Below are 23,030 nucleotides of genomic sequence, written 5' to 3'. Positions count from 1 at the left end.
TGAATGTGGGAGGTGTTCGGATAAAGTCGATAATCAAGGTCTGGGGAAACGTCCGCAGGAGAGGGCATGGGCGGTGTGAACATATGCATCTCTACCTGCTAAAATATAGGCATCGTTATTCGGCTCCTGAGTGGAAAGGAGACGGTCATGCAGTACGAGATCGGCGGAGGGGCTTTCCCGGTTGTTACATGCAACCTTAGCGATGGCGAATCCATGATCACCGAAAGCGGCGCCATGGCTTGGATGACCCCCAACATGGAAATGTCTACCTCGGGCGGTGGCATCGGCAAGATGTTCTCCAAGGCTTTTTCGGGTGAGGCATTGTTCCAAAACATTTGGACCGCGCGTGGCGATGGCATGATCGCGTTTGGCTCCTGCTTCCCCGGCCGCATCGTGCCAATCGAGATCGGTCCGGGCAAGAGCTGGATTTTGCAGAAGCGTTCGTTCCTTGCCGCGGAAAGTGGCGTCGAGTTGAGCATTCACTTTAACAAGAAGGCAAAGGCCGGCGTCTTTGGCGGCGAGGGCTTTATCATGCAGAAGCTCACGGGCTCGGGTGTTGCTTTTGCCGAGATCGACGGCGACCTGGTTGAGTACGAGCTCGCTGCTGGCCAGCAGATGATTGTGGATACCGGCAACGTGGCCGGCTTTGAGGAGACCGTGAGCATCGACGCTCAAATGGTCAAGGGCGTCAAAAACATCATGTTTGGTGGCGAGGGCGTGTTCAACACCGTGCTCACCGGTCCCGGTCGCATCTGGTTGCAGACGATGCCCATTTCCAATCTTGCGGCAGCAGTGGCCTCGATGACCAACAACAATAACTAGTCCGCATAGGATAGCGCGCGGCGGGCTTACCCTGTCGCGCGCTTTTTTGCTGGCAAACGCCTCGCTTATAGAGTGTGGCTGCGCTGCTACAGCGAGCGTTGTCATCTCGTCACCCTGATAGCTTGCGGCAAGCGTGGCAATGAGGAGTGAGAATTTGAGTGCTCAGTCCCAAGGCATAATGGCGGCCATGCCAACAAGCAAAAACGAGTTGCCGGTGTCACGGAAAGGCAGGCGTCGGTCGATTCCACGTGAGACGGCTGTGCCGATCTGCACGGCCGCCCCTGCGCGTCCCGCGCTGCCCCCAAAGAGGTACGTTTCCCCATATAAAACCTGCCAAAATAAACCTGTCTCTTTTTGATAGGTGCGAAATGGGTAATACTAAAGAGTTATCCGACCAGATGGGAACCGATCGATGGCCTATATCGAATTTAAAGACGTCATCAAAGCATACGGCGAGGGCGATGCCCGCATTCACGCGCTCGACGGCGCGAGCTTTACCGTTGAGCGTGGCGAGCTTGCCATTATCTTGGGCGCTTCGGGCGCCGGTAAAACCACGGCGCTCAACATTCTGGGTGGCATGGATACGGCGACTTCCGGCACCGTGACGGTGGACGGGCGCGATGTGAGCTCCGCTAACGAGGCGCAGCTCGTGGAATACCGCCGCGCCGACGTCGGCTTTGTCTTCCAGTTCTACAATCTGGTCCCCAACCTGACGGCGCTCGAAAATGTTGAGCTTGCGGCGCAAATCTGCCCCGATTCGCTCGATGCCGAGCAAACGCTTTGCCAGGTTGGCCTGGGCGACCGCCTTGCTAACTTCCCCGCGCAGCTATCGGGCGGCGAGCAGCAGCGTGTGTCCATTGCCCGCGCGCTGGCCAAAAACCCCAAGCTGCTTCTATGCGACGAGCCCACGGGCGCCCTCGACTACAAAACCGGCAAGCAGATCTTGCAGCTGCTGCAGGACACCTGTCGCAAGCAAGGCATCACGGTCATTATCATCACCCACAACTCCGCGCTGGCGCCCATGGCCGATCGCCTGATCCGCTTTAAGAACGGCCGCGTGGAGAGCGAGACGGTCCAGCAAAATCCCGTGCCGATCGAGACGATCGAGTGGTAGCGCCCATGAATCAGGACCGCCAAAACAGCCAACGCCGCGACGCGCAGAACACGGAGCGAGAGCAGGATTTTACGACCTACCGCACTGCCCAAAGCTCAAACGATATGGTGCCGGCGGTGTTTCGCCGTGGCATCTACCGCACAATCCGAGGCAGTCTTAAGCGCTTCTTGTCCATCGTGGTCATCACCGCGCTCGGCGTGAGTGTGATGTGCGGTCTTAAGGCGGGCTGCGAGGACCTGTGCGATTCGGTTGACGCCTATTTTGACCAGCAGAATGTCTATGACATTAATGTGCAGTCGACCTATGGTCTTACGCGTGACGATCTTGCGGCCATTCAAGAGGTCGACGGCGTCGAGACGGCCGAGGGTATCTACACCGAGACCGCCTACACCGCCGTGGGCACAACGCGCGAGCGCGTGGTCGTGCAAAGTCTCTCCAAGGAGAACATCGATCAGCCAGTGCTCGTGAACGGCGATTTGCCCGAGGGCGCCGATGAGGTCGCGGTAACTTCGAAGTTCCTGAAGGCTTCGGGCAAAAAGCTCGGCGATACGGTGAGTTTTGCCGCCAATGACGCGAGCTCGTCGAACCAAAGCGCCAAGGATCAGTTTGCCGCGGGCGAGTACACCATTACGGCCGAGGTCCTCGATCCTACCGACGTGAGCTCCGACTCGACAGTCAACGCCTTTCGCGCTGCTTCGGCGGCGGACTATAAGTTCTATGTGAGCGAGGATGCTGCGACATCTTCTTCCTACTCCGCGGTCCACGTGGTCGTCGAGGGAGCCAAGAGCCTCAACTCCTATTCGGATGCCTACACGACAAAGATCAACGAGGTCAAAGGCAATATCGAGAAGATCCGCGAGGAGCGTGAGAAGGTGCGCGTCCAGGAGTTGACGGTTGACACGCCGACAAGCTTGGATACGGCCGAGCGTCAGGCCGCCATGCTCTTTGGGATCGAGCAGGACAACATCAATCGCATGGCCGAGGGCAGCGACGAGCGTGCGCAGGCGCAAGCCGACCTGGACCAGCGCCGCGCCGCCGCCGACCAGCAGTTTGCCGATGCCCGCGCCGAGCTCTCTGACCTAGGCGAATGCACCTGGTACATCCAGGACCGCGGCAATATCGCAAGCTACTCGAGCGTCGAGAGCGATAGTTCTTCGATCGAGGCCATCGCCACGGTGTTCCCGTTCATCTTCTTTATCGTCGCCGTGCTTATCAGCCTCACCACCGCCACCCGCATGGTCGAGGAGGAGCGCACACTAATTGGCCTGTACAAGGCGCTCGGCTATTCACGCGGGCGTATCCTGTCCAAATATGTGGACTACTCGCTGTGGGCGTGTCTGATCGGTGGCGTGCTCGGCAATATCATCGGATTTGTGGGTCTGCCGCTGTTCTTGTTTACGGTGTTCGACGACATGTACTCGCTGCCCCAGATGCTACTTTCGTACGACATCGTGTCCTCGATCGTTTCGGTGGCGCTGTTTGCCGTGGGCGTGGTGGGAGCCACGATTATCGCCTGCCGCCACGAGATGGCCGAGACCCCTGCCTCGCTCATGCGCCCCAAGGCTCCGCGCGCCGGTTCGCGCATTCTGCTCGAGCGCATCGGCTTTATCTGGCACCGCATGGGCTTTTTGAACAAGGTCGCTGCACGCAACCTGTTCCGCTACAAAAAGCGCGCCTTTATGACCATCTTTGGCATTGCGGGATGCACGGCGCTCGTGATCTGCGGTATGGGTATCCGCGATACGTCGGTCGCGCTGTCGCCCAAGCAGTACGGGCACATCACGCGCTACGACTTGCTGGCGGTCGCCAACCCCGACGATTTTTCGCAGACGTGCGCAGCACTGGATGAACGCAGTGCAGCCAAGGATTCCAACGTGACCGTGACTTCGACGCTGCCAATTATGACAGACAACGTCACCTTTACATTTGGCGGTAAGAGCGAGACCGTGCAGCTCATCGTGATTCCCGACGACCGCACGGGTGACTTGGGCGATTACGTGCGCCTGGAGGATGAGTCCAAAGAACCGCTCGCCCTGCGTGACGGGGATGTGTATTTGAGCAAGAGCTCTCAGCTGGTGCTGGGGATCAAGCCGGGTGACACGGCTCACGTCCAGGATTCGTCGCTCAATGTTGCCAAGGTCAAAGTCAGCGACATCTCGCTCAACTATCTGGGCAATACGCTTTACATGACGCAGGGCACCTATGAGCGCGCGTTCGGTCGAAGCGCGCGCCTTAACGGCATCCTTGCGCTGCTTAAGGGTTCGTCGGCCGATCAGATTGCGTTTACCGACCGTCTTAAGAGCGATGGTTGGATTGCGCTGTCGAGTACCGCCGAGCATTGGGAAAACTATGAGGCAAACTTTACGATTATCAATTCGGTCGTGGTGCTTGTGACCTTTATGGCGGCGTGCCTGTCGTTTGTGGTGGTATTTACGTTGTCTAACACCAACATCTCGGAGCGCGAGCGCGAGCTGGCGACTATCAAGGTGCTGGGCTTCCGTCGCGGCGAGGTGCACCACTACGTCAACAAGGAGACGTTAATCCTCACGGCGATTGGCGCCGCGTTGGGCGTGCCGCTGGGTAGCCTGCTGGCCGAGAGCTTTACGTACATTCTGCAGATGCCGTCGCTCTACTTTGACGTTGAGGTCGAGCCGCTGAGTTATGTGCTCGCCGTAGTGCTTTCCTTTGCCTTTACGTTTATCGTCAACCTCGCTACCAATCGCACCCTCAATAAGATCGACATGGTCGGCGCCCTCAAGAGTGCCGAGTGACCTGCCAAAAAGGGACAAGTTTATTTTGGCAGGTTTTATCTGGGCAAACGCCGGACAACCATTAGGTGGCCCGGCGTTTGCCCCGTTTTGCCGGGGATGTCTGTCGTTCAGTGCTCTTACTGGCCAATCCAGTGTTGCGCATAGCTCTTAATGTCCTCGGTAAAACCGTCAAGGTCGTCAAGGGTGATCACGCTGTCGATAAGCAAATTGGCTATCTCGCGGTGCATTGTGCTGCGGCGAATGTCGTTTGCAATTACGCCTGAGGACAGCTTGTCTCTATTGAGGTGCTCTTCTAGTGCCCAAAATCTACTGGACGCTTCACTGTCGCCGTTCAGTATCTCAACATACTGGCCGATGAGCTTTTCCATATAACGTTCTTGCCATTGAGGAAGCATTTTCTTAAACAGCTTCCAGTCGCTTTCGGCTACGTCGCGCATATGTCCTCCGCTCGTTAAACGGGCTTTTCCATTTGCCTTTCATTCTATTTGGTTTTCGCTCACAGGCGTGGATGAGAGGCTCTCTTTAGCCTTCGAGATTGAGCTTGAATGGGTCGTATGTCATAAAATGGGCCTATCTATTACGTTTGCTACCACACCCTCGACCATGACAAAGATTATGAAATTAAAACCGCAGGTAGAGGGCTTGCCAATTATCGGAAAAGGCGGGTATGGTCGGCCTTCTCGAGTTAAACGTAGTAAATGGGCCCTTTTCTTGGTGTGCGGTCAGTTCAATGCTAATCTCCGTGCCGGAACTGACCCAGTTGTTTGTAAGTTGCGGTGATATAGGGACTGTTTGGCGCTTTGGAGCCTCAAAACAGTCCCTATATCACCGCAACTTGAAAGGGGCGGGCGGTGTCGGATGAGTGGCGCTGGCTGGTTGGGGCGGTTTAGGCCTGCTTGCGGCACTTCCATTGTTTGCGACACCAGCGCATGAGCGCCTTTACGATGGGAGTCGTGATGAGGATGATCCATGCGGGATGGGGCTGTCCCAAACAGAGCCACATGTAGAGGAACCAAGCGATGGCGGCTGCCGGGTAGATGACCTCGATCAGCTTAGACAGGTGGCGTCGATCGATGAAGTCACCAATCGCGTAGTAGACGGGAACCAAAAAGACGAGGAAGAGCCCCATGCCCCATGTGCCGTAGACAATGCCAAGCACCAGATAGGCAAGAGTGACAAGTGCGGGGAAGGGGAATTTGTTCCATGCACGTCCGACCTTGGTGTGGAAATGCCTACCATGATGGTCGAGCTTGTCGTGTGCTTCCTTCCAGCTGGAAAACGTCTCGCCATCGATGGTGACGGTGCCGTTGTCATTGGTACGCACGCTATGTCCATCGTCCTCAAGCGTATCGATATGCACGCCGCCCGGCCCCACATGCACCTCTTCGCCCTTGCGCTCGTTGGTCACATGGATGCCGCTCCAGCCAACATGGACTTCCTCGCCTTTATTGGGATCAATGACGTGGATACCGCGCGCGAGGGAAATATCGACAAGTGGTTTGTCGCCGCAATCGGCGTGCTCGGCAGAATCCTCAGCCTCATCTGAAGCTTTGGTGCCGGCGTTGCTGTCCTGTGCCTCATCATCAGCCTGTGAGTCATCAGCGCTAGCCACCGCCACCCCATACAGCAGCTCATCCAGCGACACGCCATACAGCGAGGCGAGCGCAATAAGGTTATCGGTATCGGGTGAGGACTCGCTGCGCTCCCATTTACTAACAGCCTGGCGGCTTACGCCCAGCTGGGCAGCAAGCGCCTCCTGAGAAAGCCCGGCAGCTTTACGGCGATCGACGAGGCGCTGTGCCATCGCAAGATCCATGGTGGTTCCTTTCGTTTGATGGTCGAATCGAATGAGCCGAGTATGCCGAGAACAACCGGTAGCGACCACCATTTCTAGTTAGAATCTGCCCCAACCCTACCGCAACTACCGGTAGCAACCCCTAGCGACCAGCCATTTTAGGACAAATGTCAGTGCTACTCTCAGCTAAGAGCCTGCAACATCCCAAAATCTCAGCCCACGCACTTGCAGCAAGAAGACGAATAGCCTCGGCCTCCCTAGTTACCGCAGGAGGCCCCAGGGCTTTCCTCCCAAATCTTTCCGCAGGACGGAAGGACCCCGCCGCGCGAAGCGCGCAGCGGGGTCCTGACATGTCCGAGGACGATTTGGGAGGAAAGCCCTGGGGCCTCCGATGAGAGCAGTTCCAGCCGAGGCTATTCGTCGCCGAAGCTGATGCCCAACGCCTTGGCCTCGCGCACCAGATCGCTCTGGGGGTCGACATATTTGAGCTTGCCGGCGACCTCCTCGAGCGGCATGTGGCACATCTTGCCGTCACGCAGGGCAATCATGTAGCCAAACTCGCCGCGCAGGCAGCCAAGCGCGGCCTCGACGCCGCACTGGGTCGCAAAGATGCGATCCTGGGCATCGGGCTGGCCGCCGCGCTGCGTGTGGCCGGGGATGGCGACGCGGGTCTCGCGACCGGTCTTGGCCTCAATCTCCTTGGCGATGTCGTAGACGATCGACGGGCTCGTGCGCTCGGCAAGCTTCTTCTTGTATTCCTTCTTGGACAGCGCCGCGTCCTCCTTGGAGATAGCGCCCTCGGCGACGGCCACGATGGTAAAGCGGCTGCCGGTCTCCATGCGATGTTCAATGGTCTTGATGACGTTATCCATGTCGTAGGGAATCTCGGGAATCAGGATGACATCCGCGCCGCCCGCGACGCCGGCGTACAGCGGGATCCAGCCAACCTTGTGGCCCATGATCTCGATGACGAACACGCGGCCGTGGCTCGAAGCGGTGGTGTGAATGTCGTCGATGCACTTGGTGGCGACGTCGATGGCGCTCGTAAAGCCAAACGTCAACTCGGTGCCCCAGGTGTCGTTATCGATGGTCTTGGGCAGGGCGATAACGTTGAGGCCCTCTTCGCGCAGGCGGTTGGCGGTCTTGGTGGAGCCGTTGCCGCCCAGTATAAACAGGCAGTCGAGCTGCAACTTGTGATAAGTGTGGACCATCGCGGGCACCTTCTCGACGCCGTCGGCCTCGGGAGTATCCAGGCGCTTGAACGGCGTACGGCTCGTGCCCAGGATGGTGCCGCCGCGGGTGAGGATGCCGCTAAAATCGGCGGGCGTCATGACGCGGAACCTGCTGTAGATAAGGCCCTGGTAGCCGTCCTCGAAACCGTAGATCTCGATAGGCTCTTCGCTATTGGTCATGAGCGTTTTGACAATGCCGCGCATGGTGGCGTTGAGCGCCTGGCAGTCGCCGCCACTAGTAAGAAGACCGATCCTGAGCATGATGAATCCTTCCGGGCAAGTTATAACATGCGCATAAGTTTACCCCCGCACACTGTTGATACAGGGGTAAAACGTGTTAGCTCAAATGTATAGAAATGTAAGCAGCGTCAGGCGAGCGTAAGGACGACGGGCCTGGCTCCTTACAGCGCGAAGGCGTCGACGTCGCCCCAATGGCGGCGCAGCGTGATGGCGGCAGCGGGCTCGGTGTTGTCAAAGACGACCGACCACTGCGTGTTGCTGGTGATGTCTTCCGGATTGGGCTCTTGCGCTGCAGCGCGTAGGGCCTTCCAAGCGACTGCCTCGTCTTGGGCGCCGGCATGGGCGTCGAGGACATCGGCGATTGCGACAGCGCGCTCTTTACCATGGCCCAGCTCGCCATTCTTTTGGTTGGGCAGCACTTCGTCGCCATAGCAGGCGTAGAAGTTCGTAACCTGGCGTACAGGAGTCGCTTTGAAAGCGCGGTCCGGATCGCGCGGATCCCACTCTACTACGCGCGCGTCACCGGCGGCGTCGTTGATAAAGAAGTGGTAATCGCGTCCTGCCATGGCGTGCATGTCGTAGGCGGAAAGCAGGTCGACAGCTTCTTGCGTGGTGGTGGCACGGTCGAGCACCAGACGGATGGCGAGCGAGGTATTGATGACGGGGCGTTGCGTGTCCTGGTCACAGGGCTTGGAATCCAGGGTGAGTACGGCAATGGACACGCCGCACTCGTTAACACCGTCGAGCTGGGCAAACGGGCCCATCAACGCCGCAGCGCGTCCGCCGACGGAGTCAAGCGGAGTGTTATCGCCCAGGTTGTTAAGGGCGGCAAACCCGATGGAGGCATAGCCGTCGCACGGGTGATTACGCACCAGCAGCGCTGAGGTGTCGTCCTTAAAGTCGTAATTGCGACCGGTGCGCACGCGGCCTTCGGCATCTACGGCGACAAAAGCGCTGCAGGCAAACTGGGGCGCCTGGACATGTGCCGGCACACCGGGCAGCACCTGCGCCACCACGGCATCGATGTAGGCCTGGTCGTCGCGCACGCCAGCGGCGATGATGCAATCAAGATCGTAGTCGTAGGCAATGTCGATTGCGTACAGGTCATAGCCATCCGCGTAGCCGGTCAAGCGTTTGAGTGACGCGGCGGACTTGATTTGTTTGTGATAAACGATGCCGGTGGCAGCGGCAAGGCCGACGGCGACTCCCGCGACACCGCAGGCGATGGCAATGTTACGTGGCTTCATGACGGCTCCTTTCGTCCTGTTAGCGTAATTGTCGCAAAAGGAGTGCGGGCATGATGGCTCAACTTGGCGAGCGGCGCGGGATTAAACATGGAATGAAAGGCACGGCACTGGCGCGGCGGGGTATGCTGGAGGGAACCATCAACCCAGTGAAAGGGGAGAGCATGACGGATCAGGAAACGCCCGAGCGCGCGCATGTGACGGCCGATGATATCGAGGCCGCTAACGACCTTATCGACTTTATCGAGGCGTGCCCCAGCATGTTCCATACGGCGGCGACCATTATGGCCGAGCTCGACGAGGCAGGCTTTACCTACCTGCCCGAGAACGCGGCGTGGGATATCGAGCCGGGCGGGCGTTATTACACGCAGCGCAATACCTCGAGCGTTGTTGCCTTTAAGGTGGGCGAGGACCTGGCTGCTACGTGGGGCGAGGACGGCGTTGCCGGCGACTATCATTTTCAGCTCACGGCGTCGCACAGCGATTCGCCGACGTTTAAGGTCAAGGCCGTGCCCGAGCTTGACGGCGCGGGCGAAACGCTGCGCCTGAACACCGAGGCTTACGGCGGCATGATCGACTACACCTGGTTTGATCGTCCGCTCGCGCTGGCCGGACGCGTGCTGGTGCGCGAGGGCGACCGTATTGAGAGCCGCCTGCTTGCCACCGAGCGCGAGGTCGCTATTATCCCGAGCCTTGCCATCCACATGAACCGCGGCGTTAACGAGGACTTTGCTCCCAACCGAGCCATTGATCTGTGCCCGCTCATCAGCGCCGGTGACCTTAAGCAGGGAGATTTTGACGCCCTGATCGCTGACGAACTGGACGTTGAGCCCGAGCAGATCCTGGGCCGCGATCTGTTCCTGGTCAATCGTCAGGATGCGCGCATTTGGGGCTGGGCCGACGAGTTCATCTCGACGCCCAAGCTCGACGACCTGGCCTGCGCCTACACCTCACTGCAGGCATTTTTGGGTGCCGAGAACGCGCACGACGTTTCGGTCTTCTGCTGCTTTGATAATGAGGAGGTTGGCTCCGAGACCAAGCAGGGCGCCATGTCGACGTTCTTGGCCGACGCGCTGCGCCGCATCAACGGATCGTTGGGCTTTGACGACGAGTCGTACCACCGCGCACTTGCCGCCTCGATGCTTGTAAGCTGCGACAATGCACATGCCGTGCACCCCAACCATGCCGAGAAGTGCGATGCCCGCAATCAGGTGGTACTCAACGGCGGCATCGTCATCAAGGAGGCCGCCAACCAGCACTACTGCACCGACGCCTTTAGCCGCGCGGTGTTCCAGGCCATTTGCGATGACGCCGACGTGCCCACGCAGGCCTTTGCCAACAAGAGCGATATGGCCGGCGGTTCTACCCTGGGCAATCTGTCCAATATGCAGGCGAGCATGCATGCCGTGGACGTGGGCCTGCCGCAGCTTGCCATGCACTCGAGCTACGAGACCGGCGGCGTGCGCGACGTGATGTACGCTATCCGCGCCCTCACCGCCTTCTACGAGCGCAACCTAACCATCAACGGCGCCGAAAGTGTGGAGCTCTAAAACCTGCCAAAAAGGGATGTTAATTTTGGCAGGTTTTATCTGGGCGAATGCAAAGGGTGAAACCGAACTGGATTGGTGATGCGTAGCCGCCGAGGTGCAGTGTGCCTCGGCGGCTTTTTGTGTACAGAGTACGGCTAATGCTTATAAATGCTATACATGCTTTACGTATCTACCATAGAGTTTTATGATAGTTTTGAAGTATTAAGGAGGGGTTATGACCACAACAGCCGCTCAGATCAACGTACGTCTCGATGCCGATCTTAAAAGGAGTGGGGACGCCGCTCTCTCCAAGGCCGGTATGACGCCGAGCCAAGCGGTGCGAGCGCTCTGGCAGCTTGCAGCGTCGCTGGCCGATCGCCCCGGTGCGCTCGAGGATATCCTGCTGCCCAGTCGTGCCCGGGCGGAACAGCGCGAGCGCGAAAAGGCCGCCAAACGTAAGCTCGAGCTCATGGATCAGGGGTCGAAGCTGTTCGCTGCCGCTTGCTGTGAGTCGGGAATCGATATGGTCAAGGCTCAGCCATCGGACGACGAAGAGCTCAAACGGAATGCCTATGCGGATCGCTATGGCGAGGAGATGAGCTGGCTCTATGAGTGAGACTCCAAAGCGCATCTTGGTTGACACCAACGTGTGGCTCGATTACTTCATTCCCTCACGACGTGGTCGTTCGGTGGCGATTGAGTTTTTACGCGATGCATGCACGGCGCAGGTTGATTTGCTGTACGCGGCGACATCGTCCAAAGACCTGTTTTATTTGATTTCAAGCGAACATAAGGCATGGTATCGGCGCGAGCATGGTTCGCTTTCCCAGTATGCCGCTACGGTAGCGACTTCGCTTGCATGGGATTGTCTTAGCGTGCTGTCGCAGCTTGCCACGCCAGTGCCCTGTGACCTGAGCGATATATGGATGGCGAGCAGGCAGCGTGAGCTCCATAGCGATTACGAAGACGATTTAATCATTGCGGCAGCGATACGCGCAAAGGCAGATCTCCTGGTCACCAACGATGTCAAGCTCTCTTCGCATGCGCCCGTCGCAGCAATGAACGTCGAAAACGCAAGAAACTATCTAACAACGCTTAAATAGCGCTAGACCCCTCTGGTCGAATAATGGTCAGCGAGAGTCCACAGGTAGGGCCGCGCCAGCAAAGCGCCGCAGGTTGAACAAAAGTCAGCGAGAGCCCGCCGTTTGAGCCAAGGTGCCGTGAAATGAAAAGGCGCTGACCTTCTGGTCGCGCCTTTGAAATTGAACGGCAGATTGGCCAAACGGCGGGCTCGCAGCGTCGAGGGGTTCCGGCGTTTGGTAAAACGCCGGAACAAATCAGTGCTCGATCCAGCAGCGCAGGGTCTCGCCGGCCTGCAGGTGACGCAGATTCTTGGCGGCGATGTCGACCACGTTGTTAAGTGTGGCTGCCAGGTGGAACCAACCGGAGACGTGCGGCGTGATGAGCATGTTGGGTGCATCCCACAGTGGGCTTGTCTCAGGCAGCGGCTCGGGGTCGGTGACGTCGACCGCGGCGCCGGCGAGATGTCCCGACTCCAGGGCGGCAACCAAGTCGTCGGCGACCACAAGATCGCCGCGGCCGCCGTTGGCAAAGAAGGTGCCCGGTTTCATCGCGGCGAAGAACTCGGCGTTCGCCAGGCCGCGGGTCTCGGGTGTGCTGGGCATAAAGGATGCGACGATGTCGGCCTCGGCTAGGCGCTCGGACAGGGCATCCATGCCGTCCATGTCCTCAAACACAATGGGATAGACGAGCGGATGGCGCTTGATGCCGCGGACGTGCGCACCCATGCTGCGGCAGAGCGTGGCAAAGTGGCCGCCGATATCGCCCGCGCCCAGCACCAGCACGTTGGCATTTTTGAGCGAGGTGACCGGGCCCAAGTCCTCCCAGCGATGTTCGCGCTGCAGGTCCTGGTAGCCGGGCAGGCGCTTCATCATTGACAGCACCATGGCAAACATGTGCTCGCTCACGGCCTGGCCGTAGGCGCCCACCGAGCAAGACAGCTTGGCGTCAGCCGGCACGGTGCCGGCAGCAAGGTAGTCGTCATAGCCCGCGGTCTGCAGCTGCAGTAGCTGGAGGTGCTCGCATGCGGTAAGCAGGGCAGGGTCTATGTTGCCCAAGATCACGTCGGCGTTGGCGACTTGTTCATGCGTGATGGCGTCGGCGCTCGTATAGATAAAGTTCTCGCCCGGAGCGCTCGACTCAAGAATTGCGCGATGGCGGTCGTTGACGGGCAACAAAACCAGGATGTTCACAAGCAGTCCTCTCCGCTTGACCTGCCAAAAAGGGACAGGTTTATTTTGGCAGGTTTTATCAGGCAAAACGCTTAAATAAAGCGCCGGGCGCTCATGGACGGTTTATAAGTCCATGAGCGCCCGGCGTCCGTGCGGCTACCAGCTCAGCAGCTCGTAGCCGTCCTCGGTCACTACGAGCTGTACCTCGCACTGGGCCGAATCGCTGCCGTCCTTGGTGCGCACGCACCAACCGTCACCCTTGCTAATCTTGATGTCGGGCGCTCCGGCATTGACCATGGGCTCGATGGTAAAGACCATGCCCGGAGCCATGATGGTGTCCACATCGGGCGCCTCGGTGGTAAAGCCTACAAACGGGTCCTCGTGGAACTCCTTGCCAATGCCGTGTCCGCCGTACTCGCGCACCACGCTAAAACCGGCGTCCTCGACCGTCTTTTGCACGGCCTCGGCCATCACGGACAGCGGTAGCCATGGCTTGACGGCGGCTAGACCCGCTTCCACGCTGGCGCGAGTGACGTCGACCAGACGCTGGCGCTCGGCAGAGACCTTGCCGATGCAGAACATGCGGCTCGAATCGCTAAAGTAGCCGTCCAAGATCGTGGAACAATCGACGTTGATGATGTCGCCCTCGTGCAGCACGTCCGTATCGCAGGGGATGCCGTGACAGACCACGTCGTTGATCGAGGTGCACACGCTCTTGGGGTAGCCCTCATAGTTGAGGTCAGCCGGCGTGCCATCGTGATCGATGGTGTAGTCGTAGATCATCTGGTCGATCTGGTTGGTGGTCATGCCCGCGGCGATGTGCTCGCCTACGTAGTCGAGCACGCCCACGTTGATGGCGGCCGAGCGCTTGATGCCCTCGATGTCGGCGGGTGTCTTGTAGAGCGTGCGGGGCAGAACCTCCCAGCCCTCTTCCCACAAGCGCTCGAGGCGCTCATCAAAGGCGCTATGGCATTTCTTATATTTTTTGCCGCTGCCGCACCAGCAGGCGTCGTTGCGGCCGGGCACGGGTCCATTGTCAAACATGGCTAACTTCCTTTCATTCGCAGCTAGTATAGCCCACCCGCAGACCAGCTCATTTGGGATGGGGCTAATTTAGCTGCTGGCGGGCGGCCGCGCTAGTAGCTCACCTGGCAGGGAATACCGAGGGCGCGCACGCGCGCGGCAATGGCGTCGAGCACCTCGGGCGCTGCTTTGGCAAGGCCGGCGACTGGTGTCTCGCGCGCGACCGTGTAGATGGTCGCCTCCTGCGGACGAATGCGCTCAAGCGCCGCGAGCCAGGGGGCAACATACTCCTCGCCGGTATTGTCGATGAGCTTGCCCTGATACTCGCCGGTCAAAAAGATCGTCTGGATAATAACGTGACCGTCAAAGCTTGCGAACGTCTCGATCTGGTGTTCGACGTTGTAGGGGCCAACAGGCTGGTCGAGCAGCTGGATAAACGCCGGGTCGACGGTATCGAGCTTAAGAATGTTGTCGTCGACCATCATGAGCGCGTCGTGCACCTCGGGGCGGTCGGCGCGTGTGCCGTTGGAGAGCACGGCGATCTTGGAGTTTGGGGCAAGCTCGTCGCGCAGTGCGACGGCGCCGGCGATGGCCCGTGGAAACTCCGGTGCGGCGGTGGGCTCGCCGTTGCCTGCGAAGGTGATTACATCGGGGAGCTCGCCCTCGGCTGCCATCTCGCGCAGCTTTGCCTCGAGCGCTTCGAGTACCACGGCAGCCGTGTTATACGGCTCATGGCAGGGGCGCTCGGCGTTGAGGCCGTTCTCGCAGTAGATGCAGTCGAACGTGCAGATTTTGCCGCTGGCCGGCATCATGTTGACGCCGAGCGAGAGACCAAGGCGACGGCTGCGAACGGGCCCAAAGATGGGGCTGGCATTCAAAAACGTAGACATAGGCATATGCTCCTCAAGACAATTGTGCCTAAGCATAGCATCGGCTCCAAAGCAAGGTGTGGGCTCTTGCTTTACAAGTTTCGTTTTTTCACGTCGCTCATGATGCCGTGCCATGAAAAGCCTCGGGTCGGGTAAAGTTAATCTGTTAACAAGGTGTAAAGCAATGCGGGTCCATCCAACCGTGCTGACGTGCAACTGGATGAGCATTGATGATGGGGGCACAACATGGATTTTACGGTCGAGAATGCGGGCACCACGATTGCCTGTCGCGAATATGCCGACCCGGATGTGTCGCCTGATGCTCCTGCCTTGGTGTGCGTGCACGGCGCTTGTGTCGACGGCACATTTTTCGACGGCATCGCTTGTGAGCTCAGTCGCAACTACCGCGTAATTGCCTACGACCGCCGCGGCTGTGGTGGCAGCAGCGATGCGGCAGACGGCAGCTATGATCTTGCCGCTCAGGCCGCCGATCTGCAAGCCGTGATCGAACACGTTGGCGCTCCGACAAATGTGCTTGCGCACAGCGCCGGTACGTTGGTGGCGCTGGAGCTTCTTCGTACCGAACCCCATCTCGTCGCCCGTGCGATTCTGCATGAGCCGGCTGTGTCGGCCGAAGGCGTCGGCATGGGCGCAGCCCCGGTTTTGCTCGATATGATTGCGGCTGGAAAGGTTTCAAGGGCGCTCCGGCTTTTCTTGGGAGCCCTCGGCGACTTGGACCCCGAGGCTCCTGGAACGACCGAAGCGGAAGCCAAACATGCCCTGCGCAATGGTCGTTGCTTCATGGCCAATGAATACGGGATTACTATGACCTGCGTTCCCGATTGGGATAGCGTTCGCGCGTCAAAAACGGTGGCCGCCGTGCTCCTGGGCGAGCTCTCGATTGGCACGCCCCGCGAGGCTGGCACGCGAGCGGCTGCCGAATATCTCGATTGCCCTCTCGTGACGATCCCGGGCGCGCATAACGGTCTGCGCGATCGCCCGGCAGCGGCTGCCCGGGCTGTCCGTGGCATCCTGGGGCTCTAACACCCGCAATGGCCAAAGCAGGCTTCACCCGCAAACGTTTCGGCCGTGTTAACAAATGTGCTCAAAACCTCACGTCTGCGACTTCAATCGCGCCGCCTGCCAACTCATAAAAATGTAACAGCATTCACGTACTTACCTGCATCGACAAGGTGTTACCCTTGTAGCATTTGGAACCCACCGCTACCATGCGAAACTATCGAAAGGGCCCCATATGCTCAATAATCACGAGGTCAATCTAACCGACGAGGAGGCTGCCGCTGAGGTCGCCCGTGTCGCGAAGAACTACCCCGTGGTGCGTTTGCTGTCGGCCGATCAGATTAAGAGCGAGCCTAACTGCTTGCTCGCCGGCGATCGCTGCCCTTGTCTGCGTCAGTCGAGTCTTGAGGCTTTGGCAGACTCCGATGAGGTGTCGGAGCAACTGCTCAATGATGGCACTGAGTACCGCGCCCGTCTACGCCCTCTGAAGGTCGAGGGCGAGCCTCACGTCTTGCTGATGGTGCGTCCGATTGATGAGCAAGAGGCCGCGGAAGAGGACCTTGTCTACACCGACGTGCTGACGAGCGTGCGCAATCGCCGATATTACGAGGAAAAGCTTCGCAGCGCCCGCATGAATGCCGGCGTTGCGATGATCGACGTTGATGATTTTAGGGCCTTCAACGATACGTGTGGCCGTCATGCCGGCGACCTTGCGCTCGGTGCTGTGGCGACAGCCATACGCAGCGGAATTCGTTCGACTGACGAGCTTGTGCGCTATGGCTGCGACAAGTTTGTGGTTGTCATGCCCAATATTCCCTCCGATGACTTCACCCGTCGCCTGCATCAGGTGTCCGATGCCGTTCATTCCACGATTATTCCGGGCCATGAGTACGTGAGCTTGACGGCATGTGTTGGTGGCGTTCGCATTCATGGCGAGACGGTCGATGAGGGCGTTGGCCGCGCTGCTCAGTTACTGAGCCGCGCTAAGGCGAAAGCCGGTACGGTCGTGACCGATGCCGATTCCATCGAGGCCTTCCAAAGCGAAAAGCCTTTGGTGCTTATCGCCGATGACTCCGAGATGAACCGAGCCATTCTCAGCGAGATGCTCAAGGACGAGCATTGCATCCTCGAGGCCGATAACGGTCGTGCGGCGCTCGACATGGTCGACCGCTATGGCGATGAGTTGTCGCTCGTGCTGTTGGACATTGTGATGCCGGGCATAAGCGGCTTTGAGGTGCTGGCCGATCTGTCGCGCCGATCGGGTATCGATAATCTGCCTGTCATCATGATTTCGAGCGAAGATTCCGATGATGCGGTTCTGCGCGCGTACGAGCTGGGCGCCTCGGACTATATCAACCGCCCGTTTGACTCCCGTGTCGTGCGCCGCCGCGTAAGCAACACCATCCGCCTGTACGCCAAACAGCGCCGCCTGACGAACCTGCTGTCCCAACAGTACAACGAGCGCGTCAAGAACAGTCGCATGCTCATCGACATCATGGCCGGCGTCATGGAGCTTCGCAACGGCGAGAGCGGCAGGCACGTTACGAACATCGAAAAGCTGACCGAGCTGCTGCTTGGCTATCTGGTCCAGCGTAGCGGCACGATCTCCCTCGACAATGAGGAACGCTCCACGATCGCCCTGGCTTCGGCGCTGCACGATATCGGCAAGATGTCGATTGACGATGCGATCCTCAACAAGCCCGGACGCCTTACGCCCGATGAGTTCGAGATTATGAAGACGCATACCACGATCGGCGCCGACATGCTGCTTGAGCTGGGTAGCCATCACGCCGGTAATGCGCTTATGGAATATGCGTACCAGATTGCGCGTTGGCACCACGAGCGCTGGGACGGCAAGGGTTATCCCGATGGCCTTAAGGGCGACGATATCCCCATCGCCGCACAGGTGGTTTCGGTGGCCGACGTATACGATGCGCTGACGAGCGTGCGCGTGTACAAGGATGCCATCCCGCACGAGGAGGCGATCCAGATGATCCTGGACGGTAAGTGCGGCACCTTTAACCCGCTGCTGCTCGACTGTCTGCTCGAGGTGCAAGACCGTATTGCCGAAACATTGGCGCGCCCTGCCGAGGTCGTTGCGCTTCCTACGATTTAGTTTGACCAAAGGAGTTTGAATCCATGATTTCCATGCGTGAAGCGTATGAGAAGATCGGCGCCAATTATGATGACGCTTGCACTCGGCTGATGGGCGAGGAGATGCTTGCCCGCTTTGCCCTCAAGTTTTTGGATGACGAGAGCATGGACAAGCTGGAGGCCGCCATGGCGGCAGGAGACGCCAAGGAAGCGTTTATGGCAGCTCACACGCTCAAGGGCGTGAGCCAGAACCTGGGATTCGATAATCTGTACGAGCCGGCGGTCGTGGTGACCGAGGCGCTGCGCGGCGCCGATGCCGTTGACGGCGCTCGCGCGGGAATGCATGCGTTGCAGCAGCAATATGCGGCTACGATGTCGGCCCTGCGCGAGGTGGCCGAGTAAGAGCTCGCGAGCTTTGATGGCTATGAGAGTGGATAATCTCCCGTTTTAGGCCCGGTGGCGACCTCAAAGTGGGAGATTATCCACTCTCGTTCGATACGTGTCCAAAAATCCACTCTCACCCCTTCTGATTGGTGAATGGCCTATGCGCACTGGCGGGGCTTTCCGCATGCAATCCATATCGTTGTTCGATAAACTATTCGGATAACGATAGATTCGATGAGGGTGAGTGTATGTCCAACAGCGTTCAGCGTATGGCCAAGGCGGGCGAGACTGTAAGGAAGCTTGGCTTTTGCATGGCGGTCGTTTTTGCGGGAATGCTCGTCGCTTTTGCCGCGTTGGTTGTTTACGTGATCTGGTATGCGGTTGCAAACGTTGTTTCTGTCGATTCTTTCGGTGTCGTGACGCTTCTCGATGGCGGGAGCATCGTTATCCCAAGCGGGCTGTGCCTGGCACTCGTCGTGGGTGTTTCGCTTGTCGTTTTGTGCGGAATCAGCCATAACATCTCTCGGGGCGTCTCGCCCTTTACCAAGACGCATGTGCGGCTTATCCGTGTTCTCGCGCTTGCCTTTGCTGTTAACGCCGCGGTTTCGCTTGTTGGTGCCTATGGATCGGTCAATCTCACCATTGGCGGACTGGAGCTTTACATCGTGCCTCATTCCTTCGTTATTGAGATTTGCCAAGGCGCTACCTTTGATGCGGGGTCGTTTATCGGCGCAGTTGTCTGTTTGTTTATCTCGGCGATCTGGAGCTATGCCTCGCTGCTCCAAGAGCAGTCTGACGAGCTTGTGTAGGAGGAAACATGAGCTATCTCATCATCGAGCTTGAGACGCAGCTGCTTAAGACCGGAAAGACCAGTGCTGATCTGATTCGAGCGACGGGGCATACTCCGGCTAATATTTCAAAGCTTAGAAACGGAAAGATAAAAGCTATTCGCCTAAAGACGCTCCTCGATATCTGTGATGAGCTTGATTGTCAACCGGGAGATATTATTCAGCGCGTGAGCGAGAAAGAGCTTGAGGAGCTTATTGTCGAGCGTGCAAAAAACGTTGTGAGGCAGATGCGGGACGGCGGAGGCAACGAGGCGTCGCTTCCGACATCAGTCTTTGCTGTCGATTTGAGCGACGAGTAGCTTAAGGCGAACAACTAAAACGAAATATCAGCGTGAAGGGACCCGTGTCTAACACGGGTTCTTTCTTTTAGATTATCTTGACAAATATGAGTTATCGAAAAACAATAACAACTATGGAAAACGATAAAGTAAAGAAGGAACGATATGAGCGGTTTTGCTATCAAGCGGAACGGGAGGCCAATGAACGCATCAACGATAAGGCTATCAAGGGTGTCAAAGCGCTACGGGAAACGGCGCGTTTTGCATGACGTTTCCTTCGAGGTGGATCAGTCTGAGCTTTGCGCCCTTGTTGGTGCAAACGGGGCGGGCAAAAGCACGCTTATTAAAATAGTGCTGGGCCTCTGTGAGCCATCGTCGGGGAGCGTGGAGCTCTTTGGAGGCAAGTCGAAAAAAGAGCTGAGCCTGATGCGGACGCGTGTCGGCTATGTGCCAGATTCTTGCGGAGCATACCAATCTCTCAGTGCGGCTGAGAATCTTCGGATCCGATGTGCGGAATGGGGGCTCGATGAGAAACGTGAGGTTCCTCGCGTCTTGGGCCTGGTCGGGCTGGACGTCGATGAGAAAAAGAGCGTGAGCAGTTTTTCTCTGGGAATGAAACGGCGACTGGATATAGCTACGGCTTTATTGGGCGACACCGACGTACTAATTTTCGATGAGCCGGCAAATGGATTGGATCCGTTGGGCATCGAGAGTATATGGGCCCTTATCGGTCGATTGAATCGGGAGCAGGGCAAAACCATGCTTATCTCTAGCCACGACTTGGATGAGCTGGCATCGGTTGCAACAAGCTGCCTGTTTCTTCATGACGGTGAACTGCTAAAAAAGGAATCGATGGACGTCATAAGGGATGAGGCGCCATCCCTAAAAGAGTATTACAGGCGCTTGATGAAGGCGGTCTCGCTATGAAGCGGGCGATCCATCCCATAAAGGCAGATATGATGCGTTTGCACAGGATATTTCCGGCGAAGTTTGGTCTTGCGCTTATGTTGGCGTTCGGCCTTCTCTTCGGCATCTTTCTAAAAAACGGAACAACGTTGCTCGTCTTTGGCTATGGCGTTTGTGGGGAGGATATTGGTTTCCTCTGGAATGCAATCGATCCTTCTGCGCCTGATGAGTCCCTTGCGCGCAGCGCTTTTGCCGGTACATCCCTGTTCGTTCCACTCATCGTTTGTTTGGTGCTTTTACAAGAGCATGGCTATAAAGAGGGGCACCGAATTTCTTCGGCAAGAGGTCTCAACCGCTTTTATGGGGCTCTAGCCCATGCATTTTCGTCTGCTTTAATAATTGGCGCAGCGTATAGCGCGCTTTGCCTTCTTCTTTTTGCAATAGCCATAATACGTGGAGGGCATAACTACTCGCACAACATACTAACTGTATTTTTGCCTGCAATGATAGTCAACGCCGTATTGGTGATATCGGTTGCGCTGGAGACGGTGACCATCTATCGGATAACGGGCAGCGCTGTATTGAGCGGGGCCGTGGTGATAGTTGGATTTGTCATGAGCTTGACGCTCTACGGAGCCTTCCTTCAGGCACCTATACCATCCTTGCGATGGATCTTCTTCCTTCCGGGGCCGTACCTTGGAGTCGGATGTGCCCTTGGGTATAGCGATATGGGGCAGCTGACGCTTCTGGGATATGGCGTGGCAGCCAGCTGTCTATCGGTATTGATTTACGCTCTCGTGAGCTTTCGCGCTGGGGGTGTGCTCAATGGCTCGTCAGATTAAAAGACTTCTCCAGTCAGAATTGAAGCATGTGAGCAAATGGGCGTACGCCTTAATCCTGGTAATTTATGCGTACATGGTGATATTGCAGCTTAATTCTTTCCCGATGTGGTTCTGTAGCTTCCGTGAGAACAGTTTCTTGGGTTTTTTCCCAGACCCGACGCTTCGGCTATCGGCGGAGGATGTCCTTCTATTTGGCAATGCAGAGGTTTTTCGCGGTCTGCTGTTCAACGTAGCCCCGTTGGCCCATGCATTGTTCTTTCCGTTCATCGCGGCTTGCATTGTGCCGCGCTTTGTCAGTTCGGGCTTTGTCGAGGAACCGTGGGGGTTGTCGGAGGCTCGGGGAGGGAAGCGTGTGTGCGCTATCGTTGCGCGAGTGGTGCTATCTTCTTTTGCCCTTTTGGGCGCGTTTGTCCTGTCGAGTGTCGTTTTGTACTGTCTTAACTGCGCAATCGTTTCGGATGCTCAGCAGTATTTCAACCTGCATGTATTTTGCTATCGACTTGTTCTTGCTGCCGCTGCCTGCCTTGCATACGTGGTTTCTTGCGTAATCGTTGTTTCCTATTTTGGGTCCGGCTTCGGTCCGATTGGCATGCTGTTGCTTGTCAACGTCGTAGCGATCTACATACAGATCGGGGCCAATTCCATGCTTCCGCTTCCAGCCTCGATGCTCATGTGGATTTGCGGCGTGACCCCGTTGGGGAATGGTCAATGCATCTCGATTTTAATTGACTGCCTCATAAACGTAGCAAGCGTTTTTATCATTTGCTTTACTGTCGACCGATTGCGGTCGAGATTTCTCTGATTGTTTGTGAGGGATAATCATACCGAGCATATCAAATACAGGGGGGCGGGCACCGTAGCTGGTGTCCGCCCCCCCCGGCTTAGGAGGCTTTAACCTGAGTGGTTCGCGAGCTAGCGGGCCTGCTTTACCTTTGCCGCCGCCTCGACAAACGACTTCCACAGGTTAAAGTCGGTTTCGAGCGTCTTCCACGTGTACTCGGGATGCCATTGCACGCCTAGACAGAATGGTTGGCCTTCGACCTCGATGCACTCGGGAATACCGTCGGTTGCCTTGGCGACCAAGCGCGTGCTTTTACCCAGACGATCGACGCAGCAGTGATGTGCTGAGTTGGTCTGGATCAGTCTGTGGCCGCCAAGCGCGCGCTCCAGCAGCGAGCCCGGCATGACTTCGACAGGGTGCACGGGATCGTTGAGCACGTGGGTATGGCGCCACTGTGTGCGGCCCTCGCGAGCGCCCAGGCTCGGCACGTCCATGCACAGAGTGCCGCCAGTGGCGACATTGAGCAACTGCGTGCCGCGGCAGGTGGTAAAGAGCGGCTTTTTGGCGCGGAGCACCTCGCCGACCAGCTTAAACTCAAAGCTATCGCGGATCTCACAGCACAGCGTGGGGTCGTAGGGTCGATCATCGCCCCAACGTTTGGGATTGACATCGGGGCCGCCGGGAATGGCGATGCCGTCGGCGATATCGACGTAATGACGGATGACCTCAATGTCCTCGGTGATGGACATCTGCAGCGGCAGGCCGCCGGCGGCAAGGATGGCATCGACAAAGACACTTGCGATTTCCTCGTTGGGGGAGAGTGTCTCGCTTAAAAACGGCTTTGCCTCTTCCCAACGCGGCGCGACGAGGATGAGTGGGCGGTCGGTGGGGGCGACGTCGACATGTGGGGTGTAGGACGATGAAGTGCGAGTTCCGATCATAGGTGTTGCTTTCGAGTTTGGATGGTCATGGCGAGCGGATATGGC

22 protein-coding genes and 1 pseudogene are annotated in these 23,030 nt (G+C 57.8%); 14 read left to right on the top strand and 9 right to left on the bottom strand.

Features of this window, described 5'->3' with window-relative positions:
- The first annotated feature begins 147 nt into the window (after positions 1 to 147).
- Entirely contained in the window at positions 148 to 822 is a 675-nt protein-coding gene (locus DWV20_RS07165; protein WP_117629922.1) for a TIGR00266 family protein, read from the top strand.
- 162 nt (positions 823 to 984) lie between these two features.
- On the opposite strand, the pseudogene DWV20_RS10195 reads toward DWV20_RS07165, so the two are convergent.
- A pseudogene (locus tag DWV20_RS10195) lies at positions 985 to 1,125 on the bottom strand (hypothetical protein); the annotation flags it as partial.
- A gap of 109 nt (positions 1,126 to 1,234) precedes the next feature.
- On the opposite strand from DWV20_RS10195, the gene DWV20_RS07155 reads away from it, so the two are divergent.
- Both DWV20_RS07155 and DWV20_RS07150 read left to right on the top strand, forming a co-directional pair.
- Entirely contained in the window at positions 1,235 to 1,936 is a 702-nt protein-coding gene (locus tag DWV20_RS07155; protein ID WP_117790890.1) for an ABC transporter ATP-binding protein, read from the top strand.
- A gap of 5 nt (positions 1,937 to 1,941) precedes the next feature.
- Complete coding sequence (locus tag DWV20_RS07150) at positions 1,942 to 4,707, top strand: FtsX-like permease family protein (RefSeq protein ID WP_233539794.1); 2,766 nt, start codon at positions 1,942 to 1,944, stop codon at positions 4,705 to 4,707.
- Between the two features lie 116 nt (positions 4,708 to 4,823).
- Here the strand turns inward: DWV20_RS07150 and DWV20_RS07145 are convergent, their stop codons facing one another.
- From DWV20_RS07145 to DWV20_RS07130, 4 genes are all read right to left on the bottom strand, one after another.
- A complete protein-coding gene (locus tag DWV20_RS07145; protein WP_118237093.1) occupies positions 4,824 to 5,144 on the bottom strand; it encodes a multidrug transporter in 321 nt (106 codons plus the stop codon).
- A 449-nt stretch (positions 5,145 to 5,593) separates the two neighbouring features.
- Positions 5,594 to 6,523, bottom strand: coding sequence for a helix-turn-helix transcriptional regulator (locus DWV20_RS07140; RefSeq protein WP_118237091.1), 930 nt, complete (start codon positions 6,521 to 6,523; stop codon positions 5,594 to 5,596).
- Positions 6,524 to 6,915: 392 nt separating this feature from the next.
- Positions 6,916 to 7,995, bottom strand: a complete 1,080-nt coding sequence (locus tag DWV20_RS07135; RefSeq protein WP_118256680.1) for a 6-phosphofructokinase — start codon at positions 7,993 to 7,995, stop codon at positions 6,916 to 6,918.
- Between the two features lie 140 nt (positions 7,996 to 8,135).
- Positions 8,136 to 9,221 (bottom strand): carcinine hydrolase/isopenicillin-N N-acyltransferase family protein, encoded by a 1,086-nt coding sequence (locus DWV20_RS07130; RefSeq protein ID WP_118256679.1) that lies wholly within the window; start codon positions 9,219 to 9,221, stop codon positions 8,136 to 8,138.
- Between the two features lie 161 nt (positions 9,222 to 9,382).
- Between DWV20_RS07130 and DWV20_RS07125 the strand changes: the two genes are divergently transcribed.
- The 3 genes from DWV20_RS07125 to DWV20_RS07115 all read left to right on the top strand — a co-directional run bounded on the left by DWV20_RS07125 (position 9,383) and on the right by DWV20_RS07115 (position 11,850).
- The gene (locus DWV20_RS07125) at positions 9,383 to 10,768 is read left to right on the top strand and encodes a M18 family aminopeptidase (RefSeq protein WP_195535549.1); all 1,386 of its coding nucleotides are present in this window, start codon (positions 9,383 to 9,385) and stop codon (positions 10,766 to 10,768) included.
- 214 nt (positions 10,769 to 10,982) lie between these two features.
- Positions 10,983 to 11,363, top strand: a complete 381-nt coding sequence (locus DWV20_RS07120) for a translation repressor RelB (protein WP_117584152.1) — start codon at positions 10,983 to 10,985, stop codon at positions 11,361 to 11,363.
- Complete coding sequence (locus tag DWV20_RS07115; protein ID WP_118237087.1) at positions 11,356 to 11,850, top strand: PIN domain-containing protein; 495 nt, start codon at positions 11,356 to 11,358, stop codon at positions 11,848 to 11,850. Before DWV20_RS07120 ends, DWV20_RS07115 begins: the two co-directional genes overlap by 8 nt.
- Positions 11,851 to 12,084: 234 nt before the next feature.
- Here DWV20_RS07115 and DWV20_RS07110 read toward each other — a convergent pair whose 3' ends face one another.
- From DWV20_RS07110 to DWV20_RS07100, 3 genes are all read right to left on the bottom strand, one after another.
- Entirely contained in the window at positions 12,085 to 13,020 is a 936-nt protein-coding gene (locus tag DWV20_RS07110; protein WP_118237085.1) for a D-2-hydroxyacid dehydrogenase, read from the bottom strand.
- A 135-nt stretch (positions 13,021 to 13,155) separates the two neighbouring features.
- Complete coding sequence (map, locus tag DWV20_RS07105) at positions 13,156 to 14,043, bottom strand: type I methionyl aminopeptidase (RefSeq protein WP_118237083.1); 888 nt, start codon at positions 14,041 to 14,043, stop codon at positions 13,156 to 13,158.
- 92 nt (positions 14,044 to 14,135) lie between these two features.
- Positions 14,136 to 14,912, bottom strand: a complete 777-nt coding sequence (locus DWV20_RS07100; protein WP_117584148.1) for a radical SAM protein — start codon at positions 14,910 to 14,912, stop codon at positions 14,136 to 14,138.
- Positions 14,913 to 15,137: 225 nt separating this feature from the next.
- Here DWV20_RS07100 and DWV20_RS07095 point away from each other — a divergent pair, with 225 nt between their 5' ends.
- From DWV20_RS07095 to DWV20_RS07060, 8 genes are all read left to right on the top strand, one after another.
- Positions 15,138 to 15,935, top strand: a complete 798-nt coding sequence (locus tag DWV20_RS07095) for an alpha/beta fold hydrolase (RefSeq protein ID WP_117758378.1) — start codon at positions 15,138 to 15,140, stop codon at positions 15,933 to 15,935.
- 211 nt (positions 15,936 to 16,146) lie between these two features.
- Entirely contained in the window at positions 16,147 to 18,027 is a 1,881-nt protein-coding gene (locus DWV20_RS07090; RefSeq protein ID WP_117758379.1) for a diguanylate cyclase, read from the top strand.
- Positions 18,028 to 18,050: 23 nt separating this feature from the next.
- On the top strand, positions 18,051 to 18,407 hold the full coding sequence (locus DWV20_RS07085; protein ID WP_117758380.1) for an Hpt domain-containing protein: 357 nt from the start codon (positions 18,051 to 18,053) through the stop codon (positions 18,405 to 18,407).
- A 230-nt stretch (positions 18,408 to 18,637) separates the two neighbouring features.
- Positions 18,638 to 19,198 carry a hypothetical protein gene (locus tag DWV20_RS07080; protein WP_117758381.1) on the top strand — a complete coding sequence of 187 codons (561 nt, stop codon included), beginning with the start codon at positions 18,638 to 18,640 and terminating at the stop codon, positions 19,196 to 19,198.
- 8 nt (positions 19,199 to 19,206) lie between these two features.
- A complete protein-coding gene (locus DWV20_RS07075; protein WP_089572320.1) occupies positions 19,207 to 19,536 on the top strand; it encodes a helix-turn-helix transcriptional regulator in 330 nt (109 codons plus the stop codon).
- Positions 19,537 to 19,680: 144 nt separating this feature from the next.
- Positions 19,681 to 20,442 carry an ABC transporter ATP-binding protein gene (locus tag DWV20_RS07070; protein WP_117640226.1) on the top strand — a complete coding sequence of 254 codons (762 nt, stop codon included), beginning with the start codon at positions 19,681 to 19,683 and terminating at the stop codon, positions 20,440 to 20,442.
- The gene (locus DWV20_RS07065) at positions 20,439 to 21,263 is read left to right on the top strand and encodes a hypothetical protein (protein WP_118256678.1); all 825 of its coding nucleotides are present in this window, start codon (positions 20,439 to 20,441) and stop codon (positions 21,261 to 21,263) included. The genes DWV20_RS07070 and DWV20_RS07065 overlap by 4 nt, the downstream gene beginning before the upstream one ends.
- Entirely contained in the window at positions 21,247 to 22,065 is an 819-nt protein-coding gene (locus tag DWV20_RS07060; RefSeq protein ID WP_118256677.1) for a hypothetical protein, read from the top strand. The genes DWV20_RS07065 and DWV20_RS07060 overlap by 17 nt, the downstream gene beginning before the upstream one ends.
- Before the next feature lie 110 nt (positions 22,066 to 22,175).
- On the opposite strand, the gene DWV20_RS07055 is transcribed toward DWV20_RS07060, so the two are convergent.
- On the bottom strand, positions 22,176 to 22,985 hold the full coding sequence (locus DWV20_RS07055; protein ID WP_118256676.1) for a gamma-glutamyl-gamma-aminobutyrate hydrolase family protein: 810 nt from the start codon (positions 22,983 to 22,985) through the stop codon (positions 22,176 to 22,178).
- Positions 22,986 to 23,030 lie beyond the last annotated feature (45 nt).

The organism is Collinsella sp. AF02-46-1 (assembly GCF_003465825.1).
Taxonomy (GTDB): domain Bacteria; phylum Actinomycetota; class Coriobacteriia; order Coriobacteriales; family Coriobacteriaceae; genus Collinsella.
The sequence above is the reverse complement of the archived record's forward strand: the minus strand, read 5'-3'. Positions and strand labels throughout refer to the sequence as shown.